The following is a 26087-nucleotide window of genomic DNA, read 5'->3' on the forward strand; positions in this document are numbered from 1 at the left end:
TTAAGGTAGGGCGCGAATAGACAACCGGCCGACCCAAGTTTTCCTGGAGTCGACCCAAGACGGACGCCTATGAACCCGAATTTTCTAGATTTCGAACAGCCGATCGCCGACCTGCAAGCCAAGATCGAAGAGTTGCGCTTGGTCGGTAATGACAATTCGCTGAATATCGGCGATGAGATCTCCCGCCTGCAGGACAAAAGCAGCACGCTGACCGAAGACATCTTCGGCAAGCTGACCAGCTGGCAGATCGCACGCCTGGCGCGCCACCCGAAACGTCCATATACCCTGGACTACATCGAACACATCTTCACCGAGTTCGACGAACTGCACGGCGACCGTCACTTCTCCGACGACGCTGCGATCGTTGGCGGCATTGCCCGTCTGGACGACCAGCCGGTGATGATCATCGGCCACCAGAAAGGCCGGGAAGTGCGCGAGAAAGTTCGCCGCAACTTCGGCATGCCGCGTCCGGAAGGCTACCGCAAGGCGTGCCGCCTGATGGAAATGGCCGAACGGTTCAAAATGCCGATCCTGACCTTCATCGACACCCCGGGCGCCTACCCGGGTATCGACGCCGAAGAGCGCAACCAGAGCGAAGCGATCGCCTGGAACCTGCGCGTCATGGCTCGCCTGAAAACCCCGATCATCGCCACCGTGATCGGTGAGGGTGGTTCCGGCGGTGCACTGGCGATCGGCGTGTGCGATCAGTTGAACATGCTGCAGTACTCGACCTACGCGGTGATTTCGCCGGAAGGTTGCGCTTCGATTCTGTGGAAAACCGCAGAAAAAGCGCCAGATGCCGCTGAAGCCATGGGCATCACCGCCGAGCGTCTCAAAGGCCTGGGCATCGTGGACAAAGTGATCGGCGAGCCTTTGGGCGGCGCCCACCGTAATCCAGCCGCTGCGGCAGCCTCGATCCGTGCCGAGCTGAGCTCGCAACTGTCGATGCTGAAGAAGTTCGATAACGAAGCGCTGCTGGCCCGCCGTTACGAGCGTCTGATGAGCTACGGTCTCTGACCTGACGCTGCTTCGGCCGACAATAGAAAGAACTGTGGGAGCGGGCTTGCCCGCGAAAGCGATGTAACATTCAACGAATTTGTTGACTGTTCCGCCGCCTTCGCGGGCAAGCCCGCTCCCACATTGTTTTGTGTGATGTGATCGATATGAGTCAGTCCATGATTGATCTGCCTGCCAGACTCCTGTTGAATCTCGCACCGTGGCGCAACGCCCCGGCCTGGCGCATCGCCTTCTCCGGCGGCCTCGACTCCACCGTCCTGCTGCACCTTCTCGCCCACCTCGCAAAAACCGAATCCCTGCCGGCGCTGACCGCCATCCACGTCCATCACGGCCTTCAAGCTGCAGCTGATGTGTGGCCGGATCATTGCCAGTCCGTCTGTGACGCGCTGGGTGTGCCGCTACAGGTAGTTCGTGTCCAGGTTCAACCCGGCGCCAGCCTTGAGCGTGCCGCCCGGGATGCGCGATACGGTGCGTTCATCGAGGCCATTCAGGCCAATGAAGTGTTGATGACCGCCCAGCATCGTGACGATCAGGCGGAAACGCTGTTGTTTCGGCTGTTGCGTGGGGCGGGAGTGAGAGGTTTGTCGGGGATGCCTCGGGAGCGGGCCTTGGGTCGGGGGCATCTTCTGCGTCCATTGCTCGATGTCGCCCGCGCCGAGCTTGAGGCCTACGCGGCCGAGCATCGACTGAACTGGATCGAGGATCCTTCGAACGAGGATCGACAGTTTTCGCGCAATTACCTGCGTCACGAGGTGTTCCCGGTACTGACCGAGCGCTGGCCGCAAGCGGTGGCGACCATGGCTCGCAGCGCTGCGCATCTTGGCGAAGCGCAGGCCTTGCTCAATGATCTGGCGCATATCGATCTGGCGCGGGCAAATACGGTCAGTGATTTCGATTGGTTGGGTGTGCCGTCCCTTGCGTTGGCCTCGCTGGCAAACCTCTCTGCTGCGCGCCAGCGTAATGTGCTGAGTTACTGGCTCGCGCCGTTCACGCCACTGCCGGACAGCGACCATTGGTCGGGATGGGAAAATTTGCGCGATGCCACCGGTGATGCCCGTCCGATCTGGCGGCTGGAAGACGGCGAACTTCATCGGGCTGGTGGGCGTATCTGGTGGCTGTCAGGCGGATGGTTACGCATTCCGCCCTACGCCGGGATCTGGGCTGATCCCTCGCAATCGCTGGGGTTGCCGGATAACGGCGTGCTCACACTCACCGGGAAAATCCCCGATGGCCCGCTGCATATCCGCTATCGTGAGGGAGGCGAGGTGATGAATCTGCCCGGTCGTGGCCACCGCGACCTGAAGCGTTTGCTCAACGAGCGCGGTGTCCCGAACTTCGCTCGTGGCAGATTGCCGCTACTGTATCAGGGCGAGCAATTGCTGGCGGTGGCGAACCTGCAGGGCTTGAACGGCAGCGCAAAGGACGGCTGGAATTTACATTGGCAGCCACCACCTGCGATCAAGATTTGAGCTGAAAGGGGCTTTCCGGTAGACTACGCTCCCTTCTTGATACAACTTCTGTGGATTCGCCTGAATTGCAGGAGTTGCCGATTACCAAGCAGTCTTTGCTGGGCGATTCCAAAAAATGTGTAGCGAGCAACGTACCGGTGTTTCACCTCCCGGTCTGTCCCGACGCGGCGGTTTTTTTGAAAGATGCACTGTGATTGATGCAGGTGATCGGGGGCTTCGGCCTTCCTTCGCTTTCCCCGGCGGCTCGTACCGCTTTAACGCAGACTTCTAGGGTTTTTCATGACGCGCTACATATTCGTCACGGGCGGTGTTGTTTCTTCATTGGGGAAAGGCATCGCATCGGCTTCATTGGCGGCCATCCTGGAGGCTCGGGGACTTAAGGTCACCATGCTGAAGCTGGACCCGTACATCAACGTTGACCCGGGCACCATGAGCCCGTTCCAGCACGGTGAAGTGTTCGTCACCCACGACGGCGCCGAGACCGACCTGGACCTGGGCCACTACGAGCGGTTCATCCGCACGACCATGACCCAGAACAACAACTTCACCACCGGCCGTGTCTACGAACACGTCCTGCGCAAAGAGCGCCGTGGTGATTACCTGGGCGCCACCATCCAGGTGATCCCGCACATCACCGACGAAATCAAGCGCCGGATCATCAAGGGCGCTGGCGATGCCGACGTGGCCATGGTCGAGATCGGTGGCACCGTGGGTGACATCGAATCGCAACCGTTCCTCGAAGCGATCCGCCAGTTGCGTTTCGAAGTCGGCGCCAAGCGCGCGATGCTGATGCACCTGACGCTGGTGCCGTACATCGCCACTGCCGGCGAAACCAAAACCAAGCCCACCCAGCACTCGGTCAAGGAACTGCGTTCCATCGGCCTGCAACCCGACGTGCTGGTGTGCCGTTCCGATCACCCGATCGACCTCTCCTCGCGCCGCAAGATCGCGCAGTTCACCAACGTTGAAGAACGTGCGGTGATCGCGCTGGAAGACGCCGACACCATCTACAAGATCCCGGGCATCCTGCATTCCCAGGGCCTGGATGATTTCGTCGTCGAGCGTTTCGGCCTGCAATGCGGTGGCGCCGATCTGTCCGAGTGGGAAGCCGTGGTCGACGCCAAGCTCAACCCTGAGCATGAAGTCACCATCGCCATGGTCGGCAAGTACATGGAACTGCTGGACGCCTACAAGTCGCTGATCGAAGCGATGAGTCACGCCGGCATCAGCAACCGCACCAAGGTCAACCTGCGCTACATCGACTCCGAAGACATCGAAAACCAGGGCACTGCGCTGCTGGAAGGTGTCGACGCGATCCTGGTGCCTGGCGGCTTCGGTCTGCGTGGCGTGGAAGGCAAGATCACTGCGGTTCAATTCGCTCGCGAAAACAAGGTTCCCTACCTGGGTATCTGCCTGGGCATGCAAGTGGCCGTCATCGAGTTCGCTCGTAACGTGCTGGGCTGGAAAGACGCCAACTCCACCGAGTTCGATCGTGCCAGCGGTCACCCGGTCGTGGGCCTGATCACCGAGTGGGAAGATGCCACCGGCGCCGTCGAAACCCGTACCGAATCGTCCGACCTGGGCGGCACCATGCGCCTTGGCGCACAGGATTGCCTGCTGGAGCCGGGTTCCCTGGTGCACGATTGCTACGCCAAGGACGTGATCGTCGAACGTCACCGTCATCGCTACGAAGTGAACAACAACCTGCTGCCGCAAATCATGGAAGCCGGCCTGAAAATCTCCGGTCGTTCCGGTGATGGCGCGCTGGTTGAAGTGATCGAAGCCCCGGATCATCCATGGTTCGTCGCTTGCCAGTTCCACCCTGAGTTCACCTCGACACCGCGCGACGGCCACCCGTTGTTCAGCGGTTTCGTTAAAGCAGCTTTGGTTCAACACCGGAAGAAGGCGTAAATCCAATGGCGCAGAAGATCATCCGTGTAGGCGATATCGAAATTGCCAACGACAAGCCAATGGTGCTGTTCGGTGGCATGAACGTGCTGGAAAGCCGTGACATGGCGATGCAGGTCTGCGAAGAGTACGTGAAGGTTACCCAGAAACTCGGCATCCCTTACGTGTTCAAGGCCAGCTTCGACAAGGCCAACCGTTCCTCCGTGACCTCTTACCGAGGCCCGGGCCTGGAAGAGGGCATGCGGATTTTCCAGGACATCAAGCAAGCGTTCGGCGTGCCGATCATCACCGACGTCCACGAGCCTGATCAGGCCGCGGTCGTCGCTGAAGTCTGCGATATCATCCAGCTGCCGGCCTTCCTGTCGCGCCAGACCGACCTCGTGGTCGCGATGGCCAAGACCGGGGCGGTGATCAACATCAAGAAAGCCCAGTTCCTCGCGCCTCAGGAAATGAAACACATCCTGAGCAAATGCGTGGAAGCGGGTAACGATCAGTTGATCCTCTGCGAACGCGGTTCGAGCTTCGGCTACAACAACCTGGTGGTCGACATGCTCGGCTTCGGCATCATGAAGCAGTTCGAATACCCGGTATTCTTCGACGTGACCCACGCGCTGCAAATGCCCGGCGGTCGTTCCGACTCCGCCGGCGGTCGCCGCGCCCAGGTCACCGACCTGGCAAAAGCCGGTATGAGCCAGTCGTTGGCCGGCCTGTTTCTCGAAGCGCACCCGGACCCGGACAACGCCAAATGCGACGGCCCTTGCGCCTTGCGTCTGGACAAACTGGAGCCCTTCCTGGCCCAGCTCAAAGCGTTGGACGAACTGGTGAAGAGTTTTCCTGTCGTAGAAACCGCGTAACATCGGCAAACCCGATTACAAAGAAATATGACCCACAAGTTATAAATCGATCGTACTGAGCGTTTTCGTCAACTTTGGAGTGTTTACAACAATGGCAAAAATCGTCGACATCAAAGGTCGTGAAGTTCTCGACTCCCGTGGCAATCCCACCGTGGAAGCGGACGTGCTTCTCGATAACGGCATCATCGGCAGCGCTTGCGCGCCGTCCGGTGCTTCCACTGGCTCGCGTGAAGCACTCGAGCTGCGTGATGGCGACAAGAGCCGTTACCTGGGCAAGGGCGTGCTCAAAGCCGTCGCCAACATCAACGGTCCGATCCGCGACCTGTTGAAAGGTGCAGATCCAAGCGACCAGAAAGCGCTGGATCACGCGATGATCAAGCTCGACGGCACTGAAAACAAAGGTTCCCTGGGCGCCAACGCGATCCTCGCCGTTTCCCTGGCCGCGGCCAAGGCAGCAGCACAGGATCAGGACCTGCCGCTGTACGCACACATCGCCAACCTGAACGGCACCCCGGGTGTTTACTCGATGCCGGTTCCGATGATGAACATCATCAACGGTGGCGAGCACGCCGATAACAACGTCGACATCCAGGAATTCATGGTTCAGCCGGTTGGCGCCAAGTCTTTCTCGGAAGGCCTGCGCATGGGCACCGAGATTTTCCATCACCTCAAAGCCGTGCTGAAGGCTCGTGGCCTGAGCACTGCAGTCGGTGACGAAGGTGGTTTCGCGCCGAACCTGGCCTCCAACGAAGACGCTTTGAAAGTGATCTCCGAAGCCGTGGCCAACGCCGGTTACAAGCTGGGCACCGATGTGACACTGGCCCTGGACTGCGCGGCGAGCGAATTCTACGAAGACGGTAAATACAACCTGTCCGGCGAAGGCCAGGTGTTCACCGCTGAAGGTTTCGCCGACTACCTCAAAGGTCTGACCGAGCGTTACCCGATCATCTCGATCGAAGACGGCCTGGACGAGTCCGACTGGGCTGGCTGGAAAATCCTCACCGACAAGATCGGCGAGAAAGTCCAACTGGTAGGCGACGACCTGTTCGTGACCAACACCAAGATCCTCAAAGAAGGCATCGATAAAAAGATCGCCAACTCGATCCTGATCAAGTTCAACCAGATCGGCACCCTGACTGAAACCCTGGAAGCGATCCAGATGGCCAAGGCAGCTGGTTACACCGCCGTGATCTCGCACCGCTCCGGCGAAACCGAAGATTCGACCATTGCCGACCTGGCCGTGGGCACTTCGGCTGGCCAGATCAAGACCGGCTCCCTGTGCCGTTCCGATCGCGTTTCCAAGTACAACCAACTGCTGCGTATCGAAGAGCAGTTGAATGGCAAAGCCAAATACAACGGTCGCAGCGAATTCCGCGGCTGATAAGGTGCCCGGCCTCGCCAGCGTGTTGGTGAGGCAGGGCGCTAAATGGTAAAAAGACAGCGGATTGTGTCGAAAAAGTCGCAACAGCGATGAATTTGCCACTAATCTGATGCCTTACAAGCACAAGCCTGGGTCTTCCAGGCTTCGTGCTATCAGCAGCTTCAAAGTTTTGCATGGCTGTCTTTTTTCACTGGATACCCGATATTCGATGCGCAGTCCCAATTGGTTGTTCCTCGTCTTGCTCCTGCTGCTGGCTGGCCTGCAATACCGCCTGTGGGTGGGTAATGGCAGTCTGGCGCAAGTGGCCGAACTGACTCAGCAGATCGCGGATCAACACGCTGAGAACGAAGGGTTGCTGGAACGCAATCGGGTGATGGACGCCGAAGTCAGTGAGTTGAAAAAGGGCATGGAGACCGTTGAAGAACGGGCTCGTCATGAGCTGGGCATGGTCAAGGACGGTGAAACCCTTTACCAGCTGGCGCAATGAACCTGCCGTTACCGGCCTTCTGGGCCGTGATTCCTGCCGCGGGCGTCGGTGCCCGTATGGCCGCGGACCGTCCCAAGCAATACTTGCAACTGGGCGGGCGCACTATTCTGGAACACAGCCTTGGCTGTTTCCTTGATCATCCTTGCCTGAAGGGGCTGGTGGTCAGTCTTGCTGTCGATGATCCTTATTGGCCGAATCTGGCGTGCGCTGGCGATTCGCGTATTCAGCGGGTTGAAGGGGGCGCCGAGCGTTCCGGGTCGGTACTCAATGCGTTGCTGCATTTGCATGCCCAAGGCGCTGACGATGAGGATTGGGTGCTGGTCCACGATGCCGCACGGCCGAACCTGAGTCGTGATGATCTGGATAAATTGCTCAGTGAACTGGCTGACGATCCGGTCGGCGGGCTGCTGGCGGTGCCGGCACGCGATACCCTCAAGCGGGTCGACAAGCGGGGCCGTGTCGTCGAAACCGTGGATCGCAGTGTGATCTGGCAAGCGTACACACCGCAGATGTTTCGCCTCGGCGCCTTGCATCGGGCGTTGGCCGACAGCCTGGTGGCGGATGCGGTCATTACTGACGAAGCTTCGGCGATGGAGTGGGCCGGTCTGGCACCGCGCCTGATCGAAGGTCGCTCCGATAACCTGAAAGTCACTCGCCCCGAAGACCTTGAATGGTTGCGCCAGCGCTGGTCTAACCGCCGCTGACTGCTGTGGTGTCTGTCAGACCGCTTTCGCGAGCAAGCCCGCTCCCACACTCGATCGCATTCTTCTGATAGAACTCGGTCAACTGTGGGAGCGGGCTTGCTCGCGAATGCGGTGGCCCAAGCAATCAGGATCTTGATGACAGCAACGGATTTGCTAGCTGCGATACTCCGGCCGCTCAGCCAACCCCTCCTTCAAATAATCCACCAACTTGCGCACCTTCGGCGACAGATGCCGCTGCTGTGGATAAAGCGCCCACACGGCGGTGTTCGGTGGTTGGTGGGCTTCCAGCAGCGATATCAGGTTGCCGCTTTTCAGATGCTCCAACACGTAATAATCCGGCAACTGACACATCCCGACACCCTGTAGCGCCGCATCCAGCACCGCTTGCCCACTGTTGCAACGCCAGTTTCCCTGTACCCGCTGGGAAAATTCCCGCCCATTCTGTTCCAGTTGCCAGATGTCCGAACTGCCGATGAGGCAGTTGTGGCGGCTCAGTTCCGACAAACTGTGTGGGCGACCATAGCGTTCCAGGTAGGACGGTGATGCGCACAGGTACATGCGCCGTGGCGCCAGACGTGCCGCCACCAGTCGAGAGTCCTGCAAGCGACCCAGGCGGATCGCCAGGTCCAGGCCCTCGTGGACCAGGTCGAGTTGGCGGTTGCTCAGTTCGATGTCGATCCGCAGTTGCGGATAAAGCCCCATGAAACGCGTCACCAGCGGCACGATGAAGCGTTCGCCGTACGCCACGGCGCAGGTCATGCGCAACATGCCTTTAGGCTCACTGGTCAGATCACCGACCGCTCGCAGCGCTTCTTCGCGGCCATCCTGCAAACGTTGGCAATGCTGCAGGAAGGTTTGCCCGGCCTCGGTCAGGGTGACCCGACGGGTACTGCGATAAAGCAGCCGCGTCTGAAGGCGCTCTTCCAGCCGTACGATTTGTCGACTGACATGGGAGGACGAAACCCCGAGACGTTCGGCAGCCGCGGTGAATTGGCTGCACTCGGCAACGGCTACAAACTCGTCGATACCTTCCCAGCGGTTTTCGGACATCAAGGATTATCCCTGTATGGCAATAATATTTTGCATTTGTCCCGATTATTCATCGGAAGGGGGTGTATTACACTCCTTGTCTCGTTTTTATTTACTGGAGAGTCAGCATGATCAAGTCGCGCGCCGCCGTTGCCTTCGAGGCCAAGAAACCCCTCGAGATCGTTGAAGTCGATGTCGCCATGCCGAAGGCTGGTGAAGTCCTGCTGCGCGTGGTGGCTTCCGGTGTTTGTCACACGGATGCCTACACCTTGTCCGGCGCTGACCCGGAAGGCATCTTCCCGTCGATCCTCGGTCACGAAGGTGGCGCGGTGGTTGAAGCGATCGGCGAGGGCGTGACCTCCGTGGCGGTCGGTGACCATGTGATCCCGCTCTACACCCCGGAATGCCGCCAGTGCAAATTCTGCCTGTCGGGCAAGACCAACCTCTGTCAGGCCATTCGCGCCACCCAAGGCAAAGGCCTGATGCCGGATGGCACCTCGCGCTTTTCCTACAAGGGACAGCCGATTTTCCACTACATGGGTACCTCGACGTTCTCCGAGTACACCGTGCTACCGGAAATCTCCGTCGCCAAAATTCCTAAAGAAGCGCCACTGGAAAAAGTCTGCCTGCTGGGCTGCGGTGTCACCACCGGCATCGGCGCAGTACTCAATACGGCCAAGGTAAAACCAGGTGACACCGTCGCCATTTTCGGCCTTGGCGGCATCGGTCTGTCCGCGGTCATCGGCGCGGTCAAAGCCAAGGCTGCTCGCATCATCGCCATCGACATCAACCCGGCCAAATTCGAGATCGCCAAACAGCTGGGTGCAACCGATTGTGTGAACCCGAAAGACTTCGACCGGCCGATCCAGGAAGTCATCGTCGACATGACCGATGGCGGCGTCGACTTTTCCTTCGAGTGCATCGGCAATGTGCAATTGATGCGCGCGGCACTCGAGTGCTGCCACAAGGGTTGGGGCGAATCGGTGATCATCGGAGTCGCCGGCGCCGGCCAGGAAATCTCCACCCGTCCATTCCAGCTGGTCACCGGTCGCGTCTGGCGCGGTTCGGCGTTCGGCGGCGTGCGCGGCCGTACCGAGTTGCCGAGCTATGTCGAAATGGCTGAAACCGGCGAGATCCCGCTGGATACCTTCATCACTCACACCATGGGCCTGGAAGATATCAACAAGGCATTCGACCTGATGCACGAAGGCAAAAGCATCCGTAGCGTCATCCATTTCTGAGGTCGGTCATGAGCCTGGAAAATATCTCCTGCCAGAAAAGCTTCGGCGGCTGGCACAAACGCTACAAGCATCGCTCCGATGTGCTCGGCTGCGACATGGTGTTCGCCGTGTACCTGCCGCCGCAAGCGGAGCTGGGCGGCAAGCTGCCGGTGCTGTATTGGTTGTCCGGCCTGACGTGCACCGACGAGAACTTCATGCAAAAGGCCGGCGCCATGCGCATGGCCGCCGAGCTGGGGCTGATCATCGTCGCACCGGACACCAGTCCCCGCGGCCCCGATGTCCCGGGCGATCCGGATGGCGCCTGGGATTTCGGCCTCGGTGCCGGTTTTTATCTGAATGCCACCCAGGAACCCTGGTCGCGGCACTATCGGATGCATGACTATGTCGTGCAGGAATTGCCCGCATTGATCGAAGCCCATTTCCCTGCATCGGACAAGCGCGGCATCAGCGGTCACTCCATGGGCGGTCACGGTGCGCTGGTCTGTGCCTTGCGCAATCCGGGGCGTTATCAGTCGGTGTCGGCGTTCTCGCCGATCAACAATCCGATGGATTGCCCATGGGGCCAGAAAGCCTTTTCCCGCTTCCTGGGCGAAGACCGCTCGAAGTGGCGCGAATGGGATGCCTGTGCATTGATCGCCGAGGCTGACGAGCAGTTACCGCTGCTGATCGATCAAGGTGATCGCGATGACTTTCTCGCCACTCAGCTCAAGCCTGAAACCTTGCAACAGGCGGCCAAACTGGCCGGTCATCCGCTGACGTTGCGCCTGCAGCCGGGCTACGACCACAGCTATTTCTTCATTGCCAGCTTCATTGACGACCACTTGCAACATCACGGACGTGCTCTAAGCGCGTAGGGTCCGTTGACGTTCGGTGACGGCCGCGTTGCGCGCCAAGTTGCGGGATGCTGCGTTGCGGGATTTGCCAAGGGAACAACCATTGGCTGCATCCCGCGCCTTGCCTCGCACAACTTGGCACTGCAACGCGGCTTGCCACCAAACGTCAACAGACCCTAATGTCCGACAAAGCAGGTAGAATCACGCCCTGACAAAAATCGGGGCGTTTTTTTATGCGTATTGGCCACGGCTATGATGTGCACCGTTTCGCTGAAGGCGATTTCATTACTCTGGGCGGCGTCCGGATCGCACACGGCTTCGGGCTGCTCGCTCATTCCGACGGTGACGTTCTGCTGCACGCCTTGTGCGATGCCTTGCTCGGTGCGGCCGCGCTGGGTGATATCGGCAAGCACTTTCCGGACACCGACCCGACATTCAAGGGCGCCGACAGCCGCGCGCTGTTGCGTCACGTCGTTGCACTGATCCACGCCAAGGGCTGGAAAGTCGGCAACGTCGATAACACCATCGTCGCCCAGGCGCCAAAAATGGCCCCGCATATCGAATCGATGCGCGCGCTGATTGCCGCGGATCTTCAAATTGAATTGGATCAAGTGAACGTGAAAGCTACCACCACTGAAAAGCTCGGCTTTGTCGGTCGCGAAGAAGGCATTGCCGTGCATTGCGTTGCCTTGTTGCTGCGCGCATGAACGACCTGCAATTGCTCGGTCCGCGTGCCTACGGTGAAGCCCTCGGCAGCGCCGTGCTGAAAGCGACGACGGAAGATTTTCAGGTCGATGAAGTGCTCGATATCCCTCTCAGTGGCGATGGCGAGCACCTGTGGATCTGGGTGGAGAAGCGCGGGCTGAACACCGAAGAAGCGGCACGGCGGATCGCCAAGGCCGCAGGTGTGCCCTTGCGCACCGTCAGCTACGCGGGCCTCAAGGACCGTCAGGCGCTGACGCGTCAGTGGTTCAGCGTACAGCTGCCGGGCAAGGCTGATCCTGATCTGTCGCCTGCTGAAAACGACACGCTGAAAATCCTCAAGACCGGCCGGCACAAACGCAAGCTGCAGCGCGGTGCCCATTCGGCCAACGGCTTCACCTTGCGCCTGACGCAGTTCGCGGGCGACAAAGCGGCGATCGAAGAGCGTCTGCAACGGATCGCCAAGCAAGGTATTCCCAATTATTTCGGCGCCCAGCGCTTCGGGTTTGATGGCGGCAACGTGGTCGACGCCCGTGCCTGGGCCGCGCGCAAGGCTTTGCCTGAGCAACGCAACGTGCGTTCGCGCCTGCTTTCAACAGCCCGTAGTTTTCTGTTTAACCAGGTGTTGGCGGCGCGTGTCGCCGATGGCACCTGGCAGCGGGCTCAGGTCGGCGATCTGCTAGCTTTCACTGACAGCCGCAGCTTCTTTCCGGCAGGTGTTGCCGAGTGCAACGACCCGCGCCTGGCGATTCTCGACCTGCACCCGACCGGTCCGCAGTGGGGCGAAGGTGACTCGCCGGCCTCGGGCGCTGTCCATGAACTGGAGCAGGCAATCGCCGCACGCGAGGCGGATCTGCGCGATTGGTTGATCAACGCCGGGATGAGCCACGAACGTCGTATCCTGCGGCTGCCCATTGCTGGGTTGACGTGGCATTATCCCGAACCTGACATTCTGCAATTGGAATTCGTCCTGCCGGCCGGATGCTTCGCCACCGTATTGGTGCGCGAACTCGTTGATCTGGTGCCGGTGGGGCAGACGGACAGCCCATGCGTATTCTGATTTCTAACGACGACGGGGTAACCGCACCCGGTCTCGCCGCGCTATATGCTGCGCTGGCGGATTACACCGACTGCGTGGTTATCGCCCCGGACCAGGACAAAAGCGGCGCCAGCAGTTCGCTGACGCTCGACCGTCCATTGCACCCGCAAACCCTGGCCAATGGCTTTATCAGCCTTAATGGCACGCCCACCGATTGCGTCCACCTGGGGCTCAACGGTTTGCTGGAGCAAGAACCGGACATGGTGGTTTCCGGGATCAACCTGGGCGCCAATCTGGGGGACGACGTGCTGTATTCCGGTACCGTGGCCGCAGCCCTCGAAGGGCGTTTCCTGGAACGTCCTTCGTTCGCCTTTTCGTTTGTCTCACGGCAAGTAGAGAACCTTCCCACAGCCGCTTATTTTGCGCGCAAACTGGTGGAGGCTCACGCGGACCTCGATTTGCCACCGCGCACGGTGCTGAACGTGAATATTCCCAATTTGCCGCTGGACCACATCCGCGGAATACAATTGACTCGCCTCGGTCATCGCGCCCGCGCGGCGGCGCCGTTGAAAGTGGTGGATCCGCGCGGCAAATCCGGTTACTGGATCGCCGCGGCGGGGGACGCCGAGGATGGTGGCCCGGGCACCGATTTCCATGCGGTGATGCAGGGCTTTGTTTCAATCACCCCACTGCAACTGGATCGCACCTTCAATGATGCCTTCAGAAGTCTCGATGACTGGCTGGAGGGGCTACGCTAATGGCACGTGAACAAGACCCCATGCTGCATCGCGGCATCGGAATGACCTCCCAACGGACCCGTGAGCGGCTGATTCAGCGTTTGTATGAGGAGGGCATCTCCAACACCAAGGTGCTGGAGGTGATTCGCCGTACCCCGCGGCACCTGTTCGTCGACGAGGCGCTGGCCCACCGTGCCTATGAAGACACGGCGTTGCCGATCGGGAACAACCAGACCATCTCCCAGCCTTACATGGTCGCACGCATGAGCGAGCTACTGCTGGAGGCAGGTCCGCTGGACAAGGTCATGGAAATCGGCACGGGGTCGGGTTATCAGACCGCGATCCTGTCGCAACTGGTCGAACGGGTGTTTTCGGTCGAGCGCATCAAGGTGCTGCAGGACCGGGCCAAGGAACGCCTGGTGGAACTTAACTTGCGCAACGTGGTGTTTCGCTGGGGCGATGGCTGGGAGGGCTGGCCGGCGCTGGCGCCGTACAACGGCATTATTGTCACCGCGGTGGCGACCGAAGTGCCTCAGGCGTTGCTCGATCAGTTGGCACCGGGTGGGCGATTGGTGATTCCGGTCGGGTCCGGTGAGGTTCAACAATTGATGTTGATCATTCGGGAAGAACAGGGCTTTTCCAGACGCATCCTCGGGTCTGTACGCTTCGTTCCATTGCTCAATGGGCCACTGGCCTGAGCATTTGTTTCTGCGCGCTGAATTCTCTTCGATTGCCCCTGTCTTAACAGCGGCAACGATCCGTTAACGAGATTCATCGTCAGGTAGCAAACGTGTGCCTCGCGTCATTAAAGGTAAAGCCTGCACAGCCCGTTATACTGGCGACATTTCCTGCCGTAACACGGCAATCCACATTTTCAGCCACCACAAAGGGAGCGGCGGGTGAGTCTCACAGTCATTGCGCAGCGAATGGGTATAACGAGCTTTCAGCGCCTGGTGACTGGCCTCGTCTTGAGCACCTTGCTGGTTGGTTGTTCCAGCAACAAGTCGAGCGAGGTGCGCGTCATCGAACGCAACAATTCCGTCGCGCAGCGTCCGGCAGTCACTACAGGTCAGTACGTCGTCCGACCCAAGGACACCCTGTTTTCCATTGCCTTTCGCTACGGCTGGGACTACAAGGCTCTGGCTGCACGCAACAACATTGCAGCGCCCTACACGATCCATCCGGGTCAGACGATTCGCTTCGATGGGCGCACCGGTTCAACGCCGACAACCGTGGTCAGCTCATCCAGTTCAACGCCTTCGTCATCGAGTAAAACCACAGTCTTCCGTCGTCCCGCTACAGGTGCGACCACCAGCACGGCGGTGGTTGTACCGTCCGTCGCGAACAAACCGGCAGCCGTTCCGATGCCCGCGGCAGGTCCCGCCCCGACCGGCTGGGGGTGGCCATCTAATGGCATTCTCATTGGCAAATTCTCTTCAAACGGGAGTTTGAATAAAGGAATTGATATCGCCGGGGATTTGGGACAGCCTGTTTTAGCTGCGTCTGATGGGACGGTGGTCTACGCCGGGAGTGGCTTAAGGGGCTACGGCGAATTAGTCATCATCAAGCACAGCGATACCTACGTCAGTGCCTACGGACATAACCGCAGGCTGTTGGTTCGGGAGGGGGAGCAGGTCAAGGTTGGACAGACAATTGCCGAAATGGGGTCAACAGGTACAGACCGGGTGAAACTGCACTTTGAGATTCGCCGACAGGGTAAACCTGTAGATCCGCTGCAATTCCTGCCGCGTCGTTGATCGCTATCCAGCCTGTTCCGTCACGTAGAGGGGACAGGCTCCGGCGTTGCCAAGGATAAAGGCGCCGCTTGAGCTTGGGGTCGAACTCACCAAAGGACTATAACAATGGCTCTCAGTAAAGAAGTGCCGGAGTTTGACATCGACGATGAGGTTCTCCTTATGGAGACCGGCATCGACACGGATTCGATGTTGAATGATGAAGGGGCTGCTCCACCTTCCGTTCGCGCCAAATCCAAACACTCCGCCTCGTTAAAGCAACACAAGTACATTGATTACACGCGTGCGCTCGATGCCACGCAGTTGTATCTCAATGAGATTGGCTTTTCCCCTCTGCTATCCCCCGAAGAAGAAGTTCATTTTGCGCGCCTGTCGCAAAGTGGAGATCCTGCCGGGCGCAAACGCATGATTGAAAGTAACCTGAGGCTGGTGGTGAAAATCGCCCGGCGTTACGTCAATCGTGGCTTGTCGCTGCTGGACTTGATCGAAGAGGGCAACCTCGGGCTGATCCGGGCCGTAGAGAAGTTCGACCCTGAACGTGGCTTCCGCTTTTCGACCTACGCGACCTGGTGGATTCGTCAGACCATCGAGCGCGCAATCATGAATCAGACCCGGACCATCCGGTTGCCGATCCATGTGGTCAAGGAGCTTAACGTCTACCTGCGGGCTGCGCGGGAACTGACGCAAAAACTCGATCATGAACCCTCACCCGAAGAAATCGCCAACCTGCTGGAAAAGCCAGTGGCTGAGGTCAAGCGCATGCTGGGCCTGAACGAGCGGGTTTCTTCGGTCGACGTCTCGCTGGGCCCGGATTCGGATAAAACCCTGCTGGACACCCTTACCGATGATCGCCCAACCGATCCATGCGAACTGTTGCAGGATGACGACCTGTCCCAGAGCATCGATCAATGGCTCTCGGAACTGACCGACAAGCAACGCGAGGTGGTCATCCGCCGCTTCGGCCTGCGCGGGCACGAGAGCAGTACACTTGAAGATGTAGGCCTGGAAATCGGCCTGACCAGGGAGCGGGTCAGACAGATTCAGGTTGAAGGCCTGAAGCGTCTTCGGGAGATTCTCGAGAAGAATGGCCTGTCGAGCGAGTCGCTGTTTCAGTAAGCGATTCATTGAGCAGGAAACAAAAAGCCTCGACTGGTTCGGGGCTTTTTGTTGTCTGGAAATCGGAGTGGGAATCACCTCGGCTTTGTAGTCTCGCGCTGTAAGTCTTTGCTTACTCTTTCGTAAGTGTTCACTATTTTTACAGGGCAGCAGTCGTCTATGTTCCTCCGGGGAGCAACTTATCTAGCTGATTAACAGGCTTATTTTTTTAGATTACCGAAGTGTGACAGGCCGATTGTGCACTAAGCAGTGATTGCTCTTGCCGGGGATCTGTCTAATATCTGGGTTGTGTCCAAGGACGGACACGCCCTTCAAGGAAGAGGGGAAAGGACATTGCAGGAAGCGATTCATCAGGACGATGAAAAGGAACACAGGGACTAAGGAAAAAATGTGGGCGGGTCAAACCGCCCCTTTTTTTTGCCTGCAGAAAAGCAAAAAGGCCCTTGTGGGGCCTTTTACGGGAACGCGGGGGTAATCAGCGTTCGAGGTGTTCGATCTTGCCAGTCTTGCCATCCCATTCAGCGGAATCCGGCAAAGGATCCTTGCGTTCAGTGATGTTCGGCCAGATTTCAGCCAGCTCAACGTTCAACTGGATGAAGTTTTCCATGCCTGCAGGCACTTCATCTTCGGAGAAGATGGCCACGGCAGGGCATTCCGGTTCGCACAGCGCGCAGTCGATGCACTCATCCGGGTGAATCACCAGGAAGTTCGGGCCTTCGTAAAAGCAGTCCACCGGACAGACTTCTACGCAGTCGGTGTACTTGCACTTGATGCAGTTGTCGGTGACGACGAAGGTCATTTCTAGATTTCTCCTCAGGCGGCGGCAGCGGAGCCCCTTCACGTTGGGGTCGCCAGGTTCGGGAGCGATAGTCTGCAGGCCAGGCTATTAGCCTGCAGCATCCCAAACCGCGCGAGATTCTAACAGCTTGCAGGCAAGTGCGTTAGACCCGTGTCTTTAGTGCATAGAGCAATTCGAGCGCCCGGCGCGGGGTCATGTCATCCAGATCGAGCCTGGCCAGTTCATCCAGTACCGGATGCGGCAGGCTGGCGAACATGTCGCTCTGCTGCGGCGCGGCCGGTTTGCCCTTGGTTGCCTTCGGCACTTCATGGGGCAGGGCAGTGGCTTCCAGTCGGCCCAGATGCTCGCGAGCGCGCACGATCACTTCGCTCGGCACACCGGCCAGCTGCGCCACCGCCAGGCCGTAGCTCTGGCTGGCAGGCCCTGGCAACACGTGGTGCAGGAACACGATGCGCTCGTTGTGCTCGGTGGCATTGAGGTGCACGTTGGCCACCAGTGGCTGGGCTTCCGGCAACACCGTCAGCTCAAAGTAGTGGGTGGCGAACAGCGTGTAGGCCCGCAGATGCGCCAGGCGTTCGGCCGCGGCCCATGCCAGGGACAGGCCGTCGAAGGTGCTGGTGCCGCGCCCGACTTCGTCCATCAGCACCAGGCTGCGCTCGGTGGCGTTGTGCAGGATGTTCGCAGTTTCGCTCATTTCGACCATGAAGGTCGAACGCCCGCCCGCCAGGTCATCGCTGGAACCGATCCGGGTAAAGATCCGGTCCACCATCGACAATTCGCAGCTGGCTGCCGGCACGAAGCTGCCAATGTGCGCCAGCAGCACGATCAAGGCAGTCTGGCGCATGTAGGTGGATTTACCGCCCATGTTCGGACCGGTGATGACCAGCATGCGGGTGCTGTCGTCGAGGCTCAGGTCGTTGGCCACGAACGGCGTGGTCAGCACTTGTTCGACCACCGGGTGACGACCCTGGCTGATGCGCATGCAGGGCTCGTCGACGAAGCGCGGGCAGTTCAGATCCAGGTTCAGGGCACGCTCGGCCAGGTTGCTCAGCACGTCCAGCTCGGCCAGGGCGGCGGCGGTATCTTGCAGGGGTGGCAACTGGGCGATCAGGTCTTCGAGCAGCGCTTCGTAGAGCATCTTCTCGCGGGCCAGGGCGCGGCTCTTGGCCGACAGCGCCTTGTCTTCGAACGCCTTCAGTTCCGGCGTGATGAAGCGCTCGGCACCTTTGAGCGTCTGACGGCGGATATAATCCGCGGGCGCCGATTCCGCCTGCTTGCTTGGCAATTCGATGAAGTAACCGTGAACACGGTTGTAGCCGACCTTCAGGTGCGAAAGACCGGTGCGGGCCTTCTCGCGCGCTTCGAGATCGATCAGGAACTGCCCGGCGTTTTCGCTGAGCGATTGCAGTTCGTCGAGTTCGCTGTCGTAGCCGGTTTTCAACACGCCGCCGTCTCGAATCACCGCGGGCGGGTTGTCGACGATGGCTTTTTCCAGCAGGGCCGCCAGTTCCGGGTAGGTGCTGGTGGTGCTGGCCAGTTGAATGATGTGCGCCGCTTCAAGTTCGCTCATCGCCACTTGCAGCGCTGGCAGTGCACCGAGTGCATCGCGCAGACGAGCCAGGTCGCGAGGACGGGCATTGCGCAGGCCGATCCGCGCCAGGATCCGCTCGATGTCACCGATTTCCTTGAGCTGCGGTTGCAGTTTCTCGAAACGGTAGCCGTCGAGCAGGCAGGTGATCGACGTCTGACGAGCCAGCAGTACGCTCAGGTCGCGCAGGGGGCGGTTCAACCAGCGGGTCAGCAACCGGCTGCCCATGGCGGTCTGGCAGCGATCAACCACCGATTGCAGCGTGTTGTCGCGACCGCCGGCCAGGTTGACGTCCAGTTCCAGGTTGCGACGGCTCGCACCGTCCAGCACCACGGTGTCGTCCAGGCGCTCATGACGCAGGCTGCGCAAGTGGGGCAGGGCGGTGCGCTGGGTTTCCCTGGCATAGCTGAGCAGGCAGCCGGCAGCGCCGATGGCCAGGGTCAGGTTCTCGCAACCGAAACCTTTCAGGTCCTGGGTCGAGAATTGTTGGCAGAGACTTTTCAGCGCCGAGTCACGCTCGAAATCCCACGGCGCACGGCGACGAACCCCACGGCGTTTCTCCGCAGGCAAATCTTTGGGCCAGTCATCCGGGATCATCAGCTCCACCGGATTGACCCGCTCCAGTTCGGCGAGCAGGTTTTCCCAACCCTTGATTTCCAGCACCGTGAAGTTGCCGCTGGTGATATCCAGCACGGCCAGACCGAACAGGCGCTCATCACCCAGCACCGCAGCGATCAGGTTATCCCGACGCTCATCCAGCAGCGCCTCGTCACTCACCGTGCCCGGGGTGATGATCCGCACCACCTGACGATCCACCGGCCCTTTGCTGGTGGCCGGGTCGCCGACCTGCTCACAAATCACCACCGATTCGCCGAGCTTCACCAGTTTCGCCAGGTAACCTTCGGCGGCGTGGTAAGGAATCCCACACATCGGAATCGCCTGACCGGCCGACTGCCCGCGGGCGGTCAGGGTGATGTCCAGCAACTTGGCGGTCTTCTTTGCATCTTCATAGAAGATCTCGTAGAAGTCGCCCATGCGATAGAACATCAGCTGGTCGGGGTGCTGGTTTTTCAGGCGCCAGTACTGCTGCATCATTGGCGTGTGGGAGGACAGATCGGAGAGCGCTTTATTCATCGGATAATCAGGCAAATTCGTTGAAAGGTGTAGGGCAAAGGAGGGGCGTCGGCCCGGCTTTTCCGCGATGGGCGCAAGGTTAACATGGGCGGTCCACCCGACGCAGGCATGAAAGCCCTGTGATCCTCGCCCTGTCGGGTGGGATGCCTGGCGAAATGGATGGGACAGGAGGAGGCCTGCCTCAGAGCCTTTGTCCGTTAACATCTTGATTGATGCCGTGTCTTGCAAGCGCGATCCGCTCGTGTACGGTAGTCCCATTCAGCCCGATCAGGAGAGGACCGTGAAAGAAATCACCCAGCTGGCCGCTGAACTTGGCAGGCGCTTGCAGGTTCTCAATACCCACGTCACTGCTGCAGAGTCCTGTACCGGCGGCGGGATTTGCGAGGCCATTACCCGCATTCCCGGCAGCTCGGCGTGGTTCGAGGCGGGTTATGTCACTTACTCCAATCGCCAGAAAACCGAGCAGTTGAATGTTCCTGCCGAGTTATTTGCAACGGTTGGGGCAGTCAGCCGCGAAGTGGTCGAGGCGATGGTGCGGGGCGCGCAGGAAAAAAGCCGCGCGCATTTTGCCGTGGCGGTCAGCGGTGTCGCCGGGCCGGATGGCGGGTCGCCCAGCAAACCGGTTGGCACGGTGTGGCTGGCCTGGGGCGTTGGCGAGCGGGTATTCAGCGAGGTGCAGTACTTCCCCGGCAACCGCGACGAGGTTCGCCGACAAACGGTGAAGGCCGCGCTAGAGGGGCTGCTGCGGCATGCCGCCGGAGAAACCTCAAATCAGGGGTAGGCGATCCTCAACCGCTGTGGAATAATACTGGCTACTTATACAGGTGTTGGCCGTCAGGCCTTATTGATTACGTGAGGACTTTAATGGACGACAACAAGAAGAAAGCCTTGGCTGCGGCCCTGGGTCAGATCGAACGTCAATTCGGCAAGGGTGCCGTAATGCGTATGGGCGATCAGGACCGTCAGGCGATCCCGGCTATCTCCACAGGCTCTCTGGGACTGGACATCGCGCTCGGCATTGGCGGCCTGCCAAAAGGCCGTATCGTTGAAATCTACGGTCCTGAATCCTCCGGTAAAACCACGCTGACACTGTCGGTGATCGCCCAGGCTCAAAAAGCCGGCGCGACCTGCGCATTCGTCGACGCCGAACACGCCCTCGACCCTGAATATGCCGGCAAGCTGGGCGTCAACGTCGACGACCTGCTGGTTTCCCAGCCGGACACCGGCGAGCAAGCCCTGGAAATCACCGACATGCTGGTGCGTTCCAATGCGGTTGACGTGATCATCGTCGACTCCGTGGCGGCGCTGGTGCCAAAGGCCGAAATCGAAGGTGAAATGGGTGACATGCACGTGGGCCTGCAAGCCCGTCTGATGTCCCAGGCACTGCGTAAGATCACCGGCAACATCAAGAACGCCAACTGCCTGGTTATCTTCATCAACCAGATCCGGATGAAAATCGGTGTGATGTTCGGCAGCCCGGAAACCACCACCGGTGGTAACGCGCTGAAGTTCTACGCCTCGGTTCGCCTGGACATCCGTCGCACTGGCGCGGTGAAAGAAGGTGATGAGGTCGTCGGTAGCGAGACCCGCGTCAAGGTCGTGAAGAACAAAGTGGCTTCGCCATTCCGTCAGGCCGAGTTCCAGATTCTTTATGGCAAGGGCATCTACCTCAACGGTGAGATGATCGACCTGGGTGTTCTGCACGGTTTCGTCGAGAAGTCCGGTGCCTGGTATGCGTACAACGGCACCAAGATCGGTCAGGGTAAAGCCAACTCGGCCAAGTACCTGGCAGAAAACCCGGACATCGCCGCGACCCTTGAGAAACAACTGCGCGACAAGCTGCTGACGCCAGCGCCGGACGTCAAGGCATCGCCGGTCAAAGAGACTGCTGATGACCTGGCTGACGCTGATATCTGATTGATCCGATGACCGCCGTACTCGATACACTCGTCGCAGTGCGGCGAACCGCAATGGACCTGCTCGCGCGACGCGAGCACGGTCGAGTCGAGCTGACGCGTAAACTGCGTCAGCGCGGCGCTCTCCCTGAAATGATCGACACCGCACTCGACCGCTTGACGGAAGAGGGGCTTTTATCCGAAGCCCGTTACCTCGAAAGTTTCGTTTCCTACCGTGCCCGTTCCGGTTATGGCCCTTTGCGTATTCGCGAAGAGTTGAGCCAGCGCGGACTGCAACGTACTGACATCGAACTCGCGTTACGCGAGAGCGGTATCAACTGGCAGGAGCAGCTGGCAGATACCTGGCGGCGCAAGTTCTCCGGACATTTGCCGATAGACGCCAGGGAGCGCGCCAAACAAGGCCGATTCCTGAGTTATCGGGGATATTCCATGGAGATGATCAGCCGCTTGTTCAGCGGCCGAGGGATGGACGATTGAATGACACGGCTCGCTATTTCGATAGCGGGCCGTTTTTTTCGGCCTTAGGTAGCCTTCAACGGCTCCCGTGTGCGTTGTTGCGCGTGGGGTTTTGACTGCGCCCAGTTTTCCGGCAAGTTGATGTAGTCCACCAGTTCCCGCAGGCGTCCATGATCACGGGCATTGAACGTGAAGGCCAGTCTGGCCAAATGGCTGAACTGCGGTTCGTCGTGCTCCTCACCGCTGTAGGCATGCTGGTGGAAGTGATCGCTCAGGCACAGGTCGGCGAATGCGCCTTGCATGTGTTCGAGCGCATCGTCGCTGAGCGCGTGGTTCATGCGGATCACGAACTGATGCTTGAGCCAGCGGCTTGAGTGGAAGTTGCTGTAGAACTGATTGATCTGCCCTACCGCTTCTTCGGCGCTATAGACCAGGCTCAACAGCTTCATGTCGGTGGGCAGGATGTAGCGATTCTCCTCCAGTTGCTGGTGAATGAAGTCCAGCGCCCCTTGCCAGAACTTGCCCCCTGGGGCATCCAGCAGCACCACCGGAACCAGCGGGCTCTTGCCGGTCTGGATCAGGGTCAGTACTTCCAGCGCTTCATCCAGCGTCCCGAAACCGCCGGGGCACAGGACCAGCGCATCGGCTTCCTTGACGAAGAACAGTTTGCGGGTGAAGAAGAAGTGGAAGGGCAGCAGATTGGTCGTGCCATTGACGGTGGGATTGGCGTGCTGCTCGAAGGGCAGGGTGATGTTGAATCCCAGGCTATGTTCCAGGCCGGCACCTTCGTGGGCCGCCGCCATGATGCCGCCACCGGCGCCGGTGATGACCATCAGGTCCGAGCGCGCCAGCGCCGCGCCGAGCTCTCGGGCCAAGCCATACAGCGGATGTTCTATCGGCGTTCGGGCCGAGCCGAAAACGGTGACTTTGCGTCTTCCCTTGAACTGTTCCAGCACACGGAAGGCATGTTCCAGTTCGCGCAGGGCTTGCAGGGTGATCTTGGCATTCCAGCGGTTGTGATCTTCCTGGGCCATGCGCAGCACGGTCAGGATCATATCGCGGTAGATGGGGGTGTTCGGGCTGTTGGGTGAAACCAGGTTGAGTTGTTCTTCGACCTTGCTGGTGAGGTCGTGGCCGCTTTCTTCAAAATGACGGCTCAGGAGGTCATTCGGTTGGTAAGGCATTCAGCTTCTCCTTCTGCACACTATGAATCTAGACCCTCGCGAGGATTTGCGCTGACTTGATCATTGCGCCGCAAAGTCTTTCCTGGCAACCGCTTATTGAAGATTTGCAAGGTGATTTCACCGCTCGTCTGAACGCAAAGCTCATTGTCCATCACTCTGATTTACTGAATATCAGGCGTGACATGACAACTTTGCGTCAATGGCAGGGCGCACGATACAAGCGGTTGAAGGATTTTATCGCTCACAGTAGGGCGAGGCGCATGGAGCCGAAGCAATGACCAGAGTCATTCTGGAAATCGAAATCGATACGCAACTGTATCGGTTACTGAAGTCATCGGCCGAGAACCATCATTTGAGTCTCGAGGAGGAGTGTTGCCGGCGCCTCGAGGCGGCCGAGCGGCGCTCATGTTATTTGCAGGCGCTGTTGGCAGAACTGCGCGCCGAGGATGAGCAGCGGCGCGCCAAATCCCAGTGATTATTTTTTCTTCGCGGGTGCGGCTTTCGGGCAATCCGATTCCTGAAAGCGCTCGCTCGCGATCGGACGGTTGGTTTTAACCTCAGTGAACTCGTAACGCATGATTGCGCCCTTGGCCATCAGCTTGCGCAAGCCCGCGTTGTTGCAGACGGTGGAGCCGAGCTGGAAATAAACCGCTTTCGGGTCGGCGCGCATTTTGTCGGCGTGGCTGCTCTGAACGCTGAGGTGGTTGATCAACTCTTTACCTTCAACGGTATAGCCCTGATCGAGAATGTCTTCGTTGATCGCTCGTGGAGTGCCGACGCTGCTTTGAGTGGCAACGTTTTGCAGCATTTTGCTCAGTTCCGTGTCTTTCAAGGAAGCAGCCTGGGCGTTGAAGGACGACGCCAGCAAAATGGCGGCGGTAGGAACGATAAGGCGCAGCATGAAACTCTCCTGGTTCAGTGACTGGTGGTTCGACCAGCCACATGACTGTGCGTTCAGTGGCGGCGAATTATAGGGGAGGTGGCCAGGAGGGTACAGGCTTGCGCCGGCCGGTCTGATAAACTGCGGGCACTTCCTGTCTTGCCGAGTGTTTTTCGTGTCGATTTTCTACCCCTTCCGGTGTTGCCTGCGATGAGCCATGCAATCAAGCCTTTTGCGTTGAATGCTGTAGCCCGCCTGCGCGACGAGCGCGAAGAGGAGGGCATCAAGCCGATTCAGGCCCGTGGCTGGCGAGCCCCGCGTTGCCGTGCCTGCCGTGTGATCGAGAGCCACTGCCTGTGTGCCTGGCGTCCACAGGTCGAGACCCGCTCCGGGGTGTGCCTGATCATGACCGGCAAGGAAGTGTTCAAGCCGAGTAATACCGGGTGGCTGATCGCTGATGTGGTGCGTGACAACCATGCATTCATCTGGTCACGGACCGAAGTCGATCAACAACTGTTGCAGTTGTTGTCCGATCCGCAATGGCAGCCCTATCTGGTATTTCCGGGCGAGTACGTCGAGCCCGAGCGAGTGACCCATGGTGTCGAGGCCGATAGCACCCGGCGGCCGCTGTTCATTCTGCTGGACGCAACCTGGACCGAAGCCCGGAAGATTTTCCGCAAAAGCCCCTATTTCGATGCATTTCCGATCCTGAGCCTGCTGCCCGAGAAACTCTCCCGGTACCGGCTGCGCCGCTCGACCCGCAGCGAGCACCTGTGCACCGCCGAAGTGGCGGCGCTGTGCCTCGATCTGGCGGGCGATGTCGAGGCCGCGTCAGCACTGGACGCTTATTTTGACGTGTTCAGTCAACATTACCTCGATGCGAAACATCAGCTGGACATGAACGTTGCAACACCCGCACACGCGGAGCTGATGCCCTTCGTGCAGACCGCGGCTCCGGTGACGTGCTGAGAGTCGCCCATACAAGCCTGCAGTTGGAGGGGCTGCGTCGCTTGACCACCCCGGCTTCGCTGGGCATGCTTGGCGCCGATCAGGGCGCGGCCAGGTGTGATTCGCCGCAATTCTTCACGTGAAAAGCTATGTCAATAGCTCCGTGATTGGCGTTGAACGTGCCCTGTCGATGCAGCTCCGTGGCTGCACCTCGTTTGAAAAACAGGATCATTTGAAAAATGGCCACATACGAAATCCTGATTGCCGATGACCATCCTCTTTTTCGTAGCGCGCTGCATCAAGCGTTGACCCTCGGCCTCGGTCCGGATGTCCGTCTGGTGGAAGTGGCGAGCATTGCCGAACTTGAAACCCGTCTGGACGAAAAGGCCGACTGGGACCTGGTGCTGCTGGACCTGAATATGCCGGGGGCCTACGGTTTTTCCGGGCTGGTGCTGTTGCGTGGTCAGTATCCGCAGATTCCGGTGGTCATGGTCTCGGCCCAGGAAGAGGCATCGATCATGGTCAAGTCCCGTGAATTCGGGGCCAGCGGTTTCATTCCCAAGTCGAGCGACCTGAGCGTCATTCAAAAAGCTGTGCGAGCGGTACTCGATGGCGACGTCTTCTGGCCACCCCAGGCGTTCGAAGCGGTGAGCGTTTCCGATGAAGCCAAGGCTGCCAGCGCCGGCCTTGCCAGTCTGACGCCGCAACAGTTTCGGGTGTTGACCATGGTCTGCGAAGGTTTGCTGAACAAGCAGATTGCTTACGAGCTGAGCGTTTCGGAAGCGACGATCAAGGCCCACGTCACGGCGATTTTCCGTAAGCTGAATGTGCGGACCCGGACCCAGGCGGCATTGCTTCTGCAACAACTTGAGTCAATTTCGAGCCACTAAAACATTACCGTTCACGCTTTT

General features: G+C 59.2%; 27 protein-coding genes. 22 read left to right on the forward strand and 5 right to left on the reverse strand.

What is annotated here, in order from left to right; genetic code table 11:
• Positions 1 to 69: 69 nt before the first annotated feature.
• The 7 genes from F8N80_RS13375 to ispD all read left to right on the forward strand — a co-directional run bounded on the left by F8N80_RS13375 (position 70) and on the right by ispD (position 7820).
• Complete coding sequence (locus F8N80_RS13375) at positions 70 to 1017, forward strand: acetyl-CoA carboxylase carboxyltransferase subunit alpha (protein ID WP_150745606.1); 948 nt, start codon at positions 70 to 72, stop codon at positions 1015 to 1017.
• Between the two features lie 146 nt (positions 1018 to 1163).
• Positions 1164 to 2486 carry a tRNA lysidine(34) synthetase TilS gene (gene tilS / locus F8N80_RS13385; protein WP_150784012.1) on the forward strand — a complete coding sequence of 441 codons (1323 nt, stop codon included), beginning with the start codon at positions 1164 to 1166 and terminating at the stop codon, positions 2484 to 2486.
• Between the two features lie 279 nt (positions 2487 to 2765).
• Positions 2766 to 4397 carry a CTP synthase gene (locus tag F8N80_RS13390; protein WP_150745608.1) on the forward strand — a complete coding sequence of 544 codons (1632 nt, stop codon included), beginning with the start codon at positions 2766 to 2768 and terminating at the stop codon, positions 4395 to 4397.
• Positions 4398 to 4402: 5 nt separating this feature from the next.
• On the forward strand, positions 4403 to 5248 hold the full coding sequence (gene kdsA, locus F8N80_RS13395) for a 3-deoxy-8-phosphooctulonate synthase (RefSeq protein WP_150745609.1): 846 nt from the start codon (positions 4403 to 4405) through the stop codon (positions 5246 to 5248).
• 91 nt (positions 5249 to 5339) lie between these two features.
• Entirely contained in the window at positions 5340 to 6629 is a 1290-nt protein-coding gene (gene eno / locus F8N80_RS13400; protein ID WP_033059918.1) for a phosphopyruvate hydratase, read from the forward strand.
• A 208-nt stretch (positions 6630 to 6837) separates the two neighbouring features.
• Entirely contained in the window at positions 6838 to 7116 is a 279-nt protein-coding gene (gene ftsB / locus F8N80_RS13405) for a cell division protein FtsB (RefSeq protein WP_008028992.1), read from the forward strand.
• On the forward strand, positions 7113 to 7820 hold the full coding sequence (ispD, locus tag F8N80_RS13410; RefSeq protein WP_150745610.1) for a 2-C-methyl-D-erythritol 4-phosphate cytidylyltransferase: 708 nt from the start codon (positions 7113 to 7115) through the stop codon (positions 7818 to 7820). Before ftsB ends, ispD begins: the two co-directional genes overlap by 4 nt.
• A 153-nt stretch (positions 7821 to 7973) precedes the next feature.
• Here the strand turns inward: ispD and F8N80_RS13415 are convergent, their stop codons facing one another.
• A complete protein-coding gene (locus F8N80_RS13415) occupies positions 7974 to 8870 on the reverse strand; it encodes a LysR substrate-binding domain-containing protein (protein WP_150745611.1) in 897 nt (298 codons plus the stop codon).
• Positions 8871 to 8977: 107 nt separating this feature from the next.
• Between F8N80_RS13415 and F8N80_RS13420 the strand changes: the two genes are divergently transcribed.
• The 8 genes from F8N80_RS13420 (at position 8978) to rpoS (ending at position 16271) form a co-directional block, all read left to right on the forward strand.
• Positions 8978 to 10090, forward strand: coding sequence for an S-(hydroxymethyl)glutathione dehydrogenase/class III alcohol dehydrogenase (locus F8N80_RS13420; RefSeq protein WP_033059912.1), 1113 nt, complete (start codon positions 8978 to 8980; stop codon positions 10088 to 10090).
• Between the two features lie 8 nt (positions 10091 to 10098).
• Complete coding sequence (gene fghA, locus F8N80_RS13425; protein ID WP_150745612.1) at positions 10099 to 10944, forward strand: S-formylglutathione hydrolase; 846 nt, start codon at positions 10099 to 10101, stop codon at positions 10942 to 10944.
• A gap of 212 nt (positions 10945 to 11156) precedes the next feature.
• Positions 11157 to 11630 carry a 2-C-methyl-D-erythritol 2,4-cyclodiphosphate synthase gene (ispF, locus tag F8N80_RS13430; protein ID WP_150784013.1) on the forward strand — a complete coding sequence of 158 codons (474 nt, stop codon included), beginning with the start codon at positions 11157 to 11159 and terminating at the stop codon, positions 11628 to 11630.
• Positions 11627 to 12685 (forward strand): tRNA pseudouridine(13) synthase TruD, encoded by a 1059-nt coding sequence (gene truD, locus F8N80_RS13435; RefSeq protein WP_150784014.1) that lies wholly within the window; start codon positions 11627 to 11629, stop codon positions 12683 to 12685. The genes ispF and truD overlap by 4 nt, the downstream gene beginning before the upstream one ends.
• On the forward strand, positions 12673 to 13422 hold the full coding sequence (gene surE / locus F8N80_RS13440; protein WP_150745615.1) for a 5'/3'-nucleotidase SurE: 750 nt from the start codon (positions 12673 to 12675) through the stop codon (positions 13420 to 13422). The genes truD and surE overlap by 13 nt, the downstream gene beginning before the upstream one ends.
• Before the next feature lie 41 nt (positions 13423 to 13463).
• On the forward strand, positions 13464 to 14099 hold the full coding sequence (locus F8N80_RS13445; RefSeq protein WP_191632924.1) for a protein-L-isoaspartate(D-aspartate) O-methyltransferase: 636 nt from the start codon (positions 13464 to 13466) through the stop codon (positions 14097 to 14099).
• 201 nt (positions 14100 to 14300) lie between these two features.
• Entirely contained in the window at positions 14301 to 15158 is an 858-nt protein-coding gene (locus F8N80_RS13450) for a peptidoglycan DD-metalloendopeptidase family protein (RefSeq protein WP_150784015.1), read from the forward strand.
• Between the two features lie 105 nt (positions 15159 to 15263).
• Positions 15264 to 16271, forward strand: a complete 1008-nt coding sequence (gene rpoS / locus F8N80_RS13455; RefSeq protein ID WP_150745618.1) for an RNA polymerase sigma factor RpoS — start codon at positions 15264 to 15266, stop codon at positions 16269 to 16271.
• Positions 16272 to 16746: 475 nt separating this feature from the next.
• On the opposite strand, the gene fdxA is transcribed toward rpoS, so the two are convergent.
• The gene (gene fdxA, locus F8N80_RS13460) at positions 16747 to 17070 is read right to left on the reverse strand and encodes a ferredoxin FdxA (protein ID WP_150745619.1); all 324 of its coding nucleotides are present in this window, start codon (positions 17068 to 17070) and stop codon (positions 16747 to 16749) included.
• Positions 17071 to 17212: 142 nt separating this feature from the next.
• A complete protein-coding gene (gene mutS, locus F8N80_RS13465; protein WP_150784016.1) occupies positions 17213 to 19792 on the reverse strand; it encodes a DNA mismatch repair protein MutS in 2580 nt (859 codons plus the stop codon).
• Between the two features lie 280 nt (positions 19793 to 20072).
• On the opposite strand from mutS, the gene F8N80_RS13470 reads away from it, so the two are divergent.
• The 3 genes from F8N80_RS13470 to recX all read left to right on the forward strand — a co-directional run bounded on the left by F8N80_RS13470 (position 20073) and on the right by recX (position 22185).
• Positions 20073 to 20573 (forward strand): CinA family protein, encoded by a 501-nt coding sequence (locus F8N80_RS13470; protein ID WP_150745621.1) that lies wholly within the window; start codon positions 20073 to 20075, stop codon positions 20571 to 20573.
• 83 nt (positions 20574 to 20656) lie between these two features.
• Positions 20657 to 21709 (forward strand): recombinase RecA, encoded by a 1053-nt coding sequence (gene recA, locus F8N80_RS13475; protein ID WP_064676129.1) that lies wholly within the window; start codon positions 20657 to 20659, stop codon positions 21707 to 21709.
• 8 nt (positions 21710 to 21717) lie between these two features.
• Positions 21718 to 22185 carry a recombination regulator RecX gene (recX, locus tag F8N80_RS13480; RefSeq protein ID WP_150745622.1) on the forward strand — a complete coding sequence of 156 codons (468 nt, stop codon included), beginning with the start codon at positions 21718 to 21720 and terminating at the stop codon, positions 22183 to 22185.
• A 44-nt stretch (positions 22186 to 22229) separates the two neighbouring features.
• Here recX and F8N80_RS13485 read toward each other — a convergent pair whose 3' ends face one another.
• Complete coding sequence (locus F8N80_RS13485; protein WP_150745623.1) at positions 22230 to 23348, reverse strand: LOG family protein; 1119 nt, start codon at positions 23346 to 23348, stop codon at positions 22230 to 22232.
• Between the two features lie 56 nt (positions 23349 to 23404).
• On the opposite strand from F8N80_RS13485, the gene F8N80_RS13490 reads away from it, so the two are divergent.
• Together F8N80_RS13490 and F8N80_RS13495 are read left to right on the forward strand one after the other, a co-directional pair.
• Complete coding sequence (locus tag F8N80_RS13490; protein ID WP_150745624.1) at positions 23405 to 23626, forward strand: hypothetical protein; 222 nt, start codon at positions 23405 to 23407, stop codon at positions 23624 to 23626.
• Positions 23623 to 23823 carry a hypothetical protein gene (locus tag F8N80_RS13495; protein WP_150745625.1) on the forward strand — a complete coding sequence of 67 codons (201 nt, stop codon included), beginning with the start codon at positions 23623 to 23625 and terminating at the stop codon, positions 23821 to 23823. The genes F8N80_RS13490 and F8N80_RS13495 overlap by 4 nt, the downstream gene beginning before the upstream one ends.
• On the opposite strand, the gene F8N80_RS13500 is transcribed toward F8N80_RS13495, so the two are convergent.
• Positions 23824 to 24249 (reverse strand): PA3611 family quorum-sensing-regulated virulence factor, encoded by a 426-nt coding sequence (locus F8N80_RS13500; RefSeq protein ID WP_150745626.1) that lies wholly within the window; start codon positions 24247 to 24249, stop codon positions 23824 to 23826.
• A gap of 189 nt (positions 24250 to 24438) precedes the next feature.
• Between F8N80_RS13500 and F8N80_RS13505 the strand changes: the two genes are divergently transcribed.
• Complete coding sequence (locus F8N80_RS13505; protein WP_150745627.1) at positions 24439 to 25197, forward strand: tRNA-uridine aminocarboxypropyltransferase; 759 nt, start codon at positions 24439 to 24441, stop codon at positions 25195 to 25197.
• A gap of 218 nt (positions 25198 to 25415) precedes the next feature.
• On the forward strand, positions 25416 to 26066 hold the full coding sequence (gene erdR / locus F8N80_RS13510; protein ID WP_150745628.1) for a response regulator transcription factor ErdR: 651 nt from the start codon (positions 25416 to 25418) through the stop codon (positions 26064 to 26066).
• The last annotated feature ends 21 nt before the right edge of the window (positions 26067 to 26087 follow it).

The sequence above is a fragment of the Pseudomonas fluorescens genome, from assembly GCF_902497995.1.
In the GTDB taxonomy this organism is placed as follows: domain Bacteria; phylum Pseudomonadota; class Gammaproteobacteria; order Pseudomonadales; family Pseudomonadaceae; genus Aquipseudomonas; species Aquipseudomonas fluorescens_BK.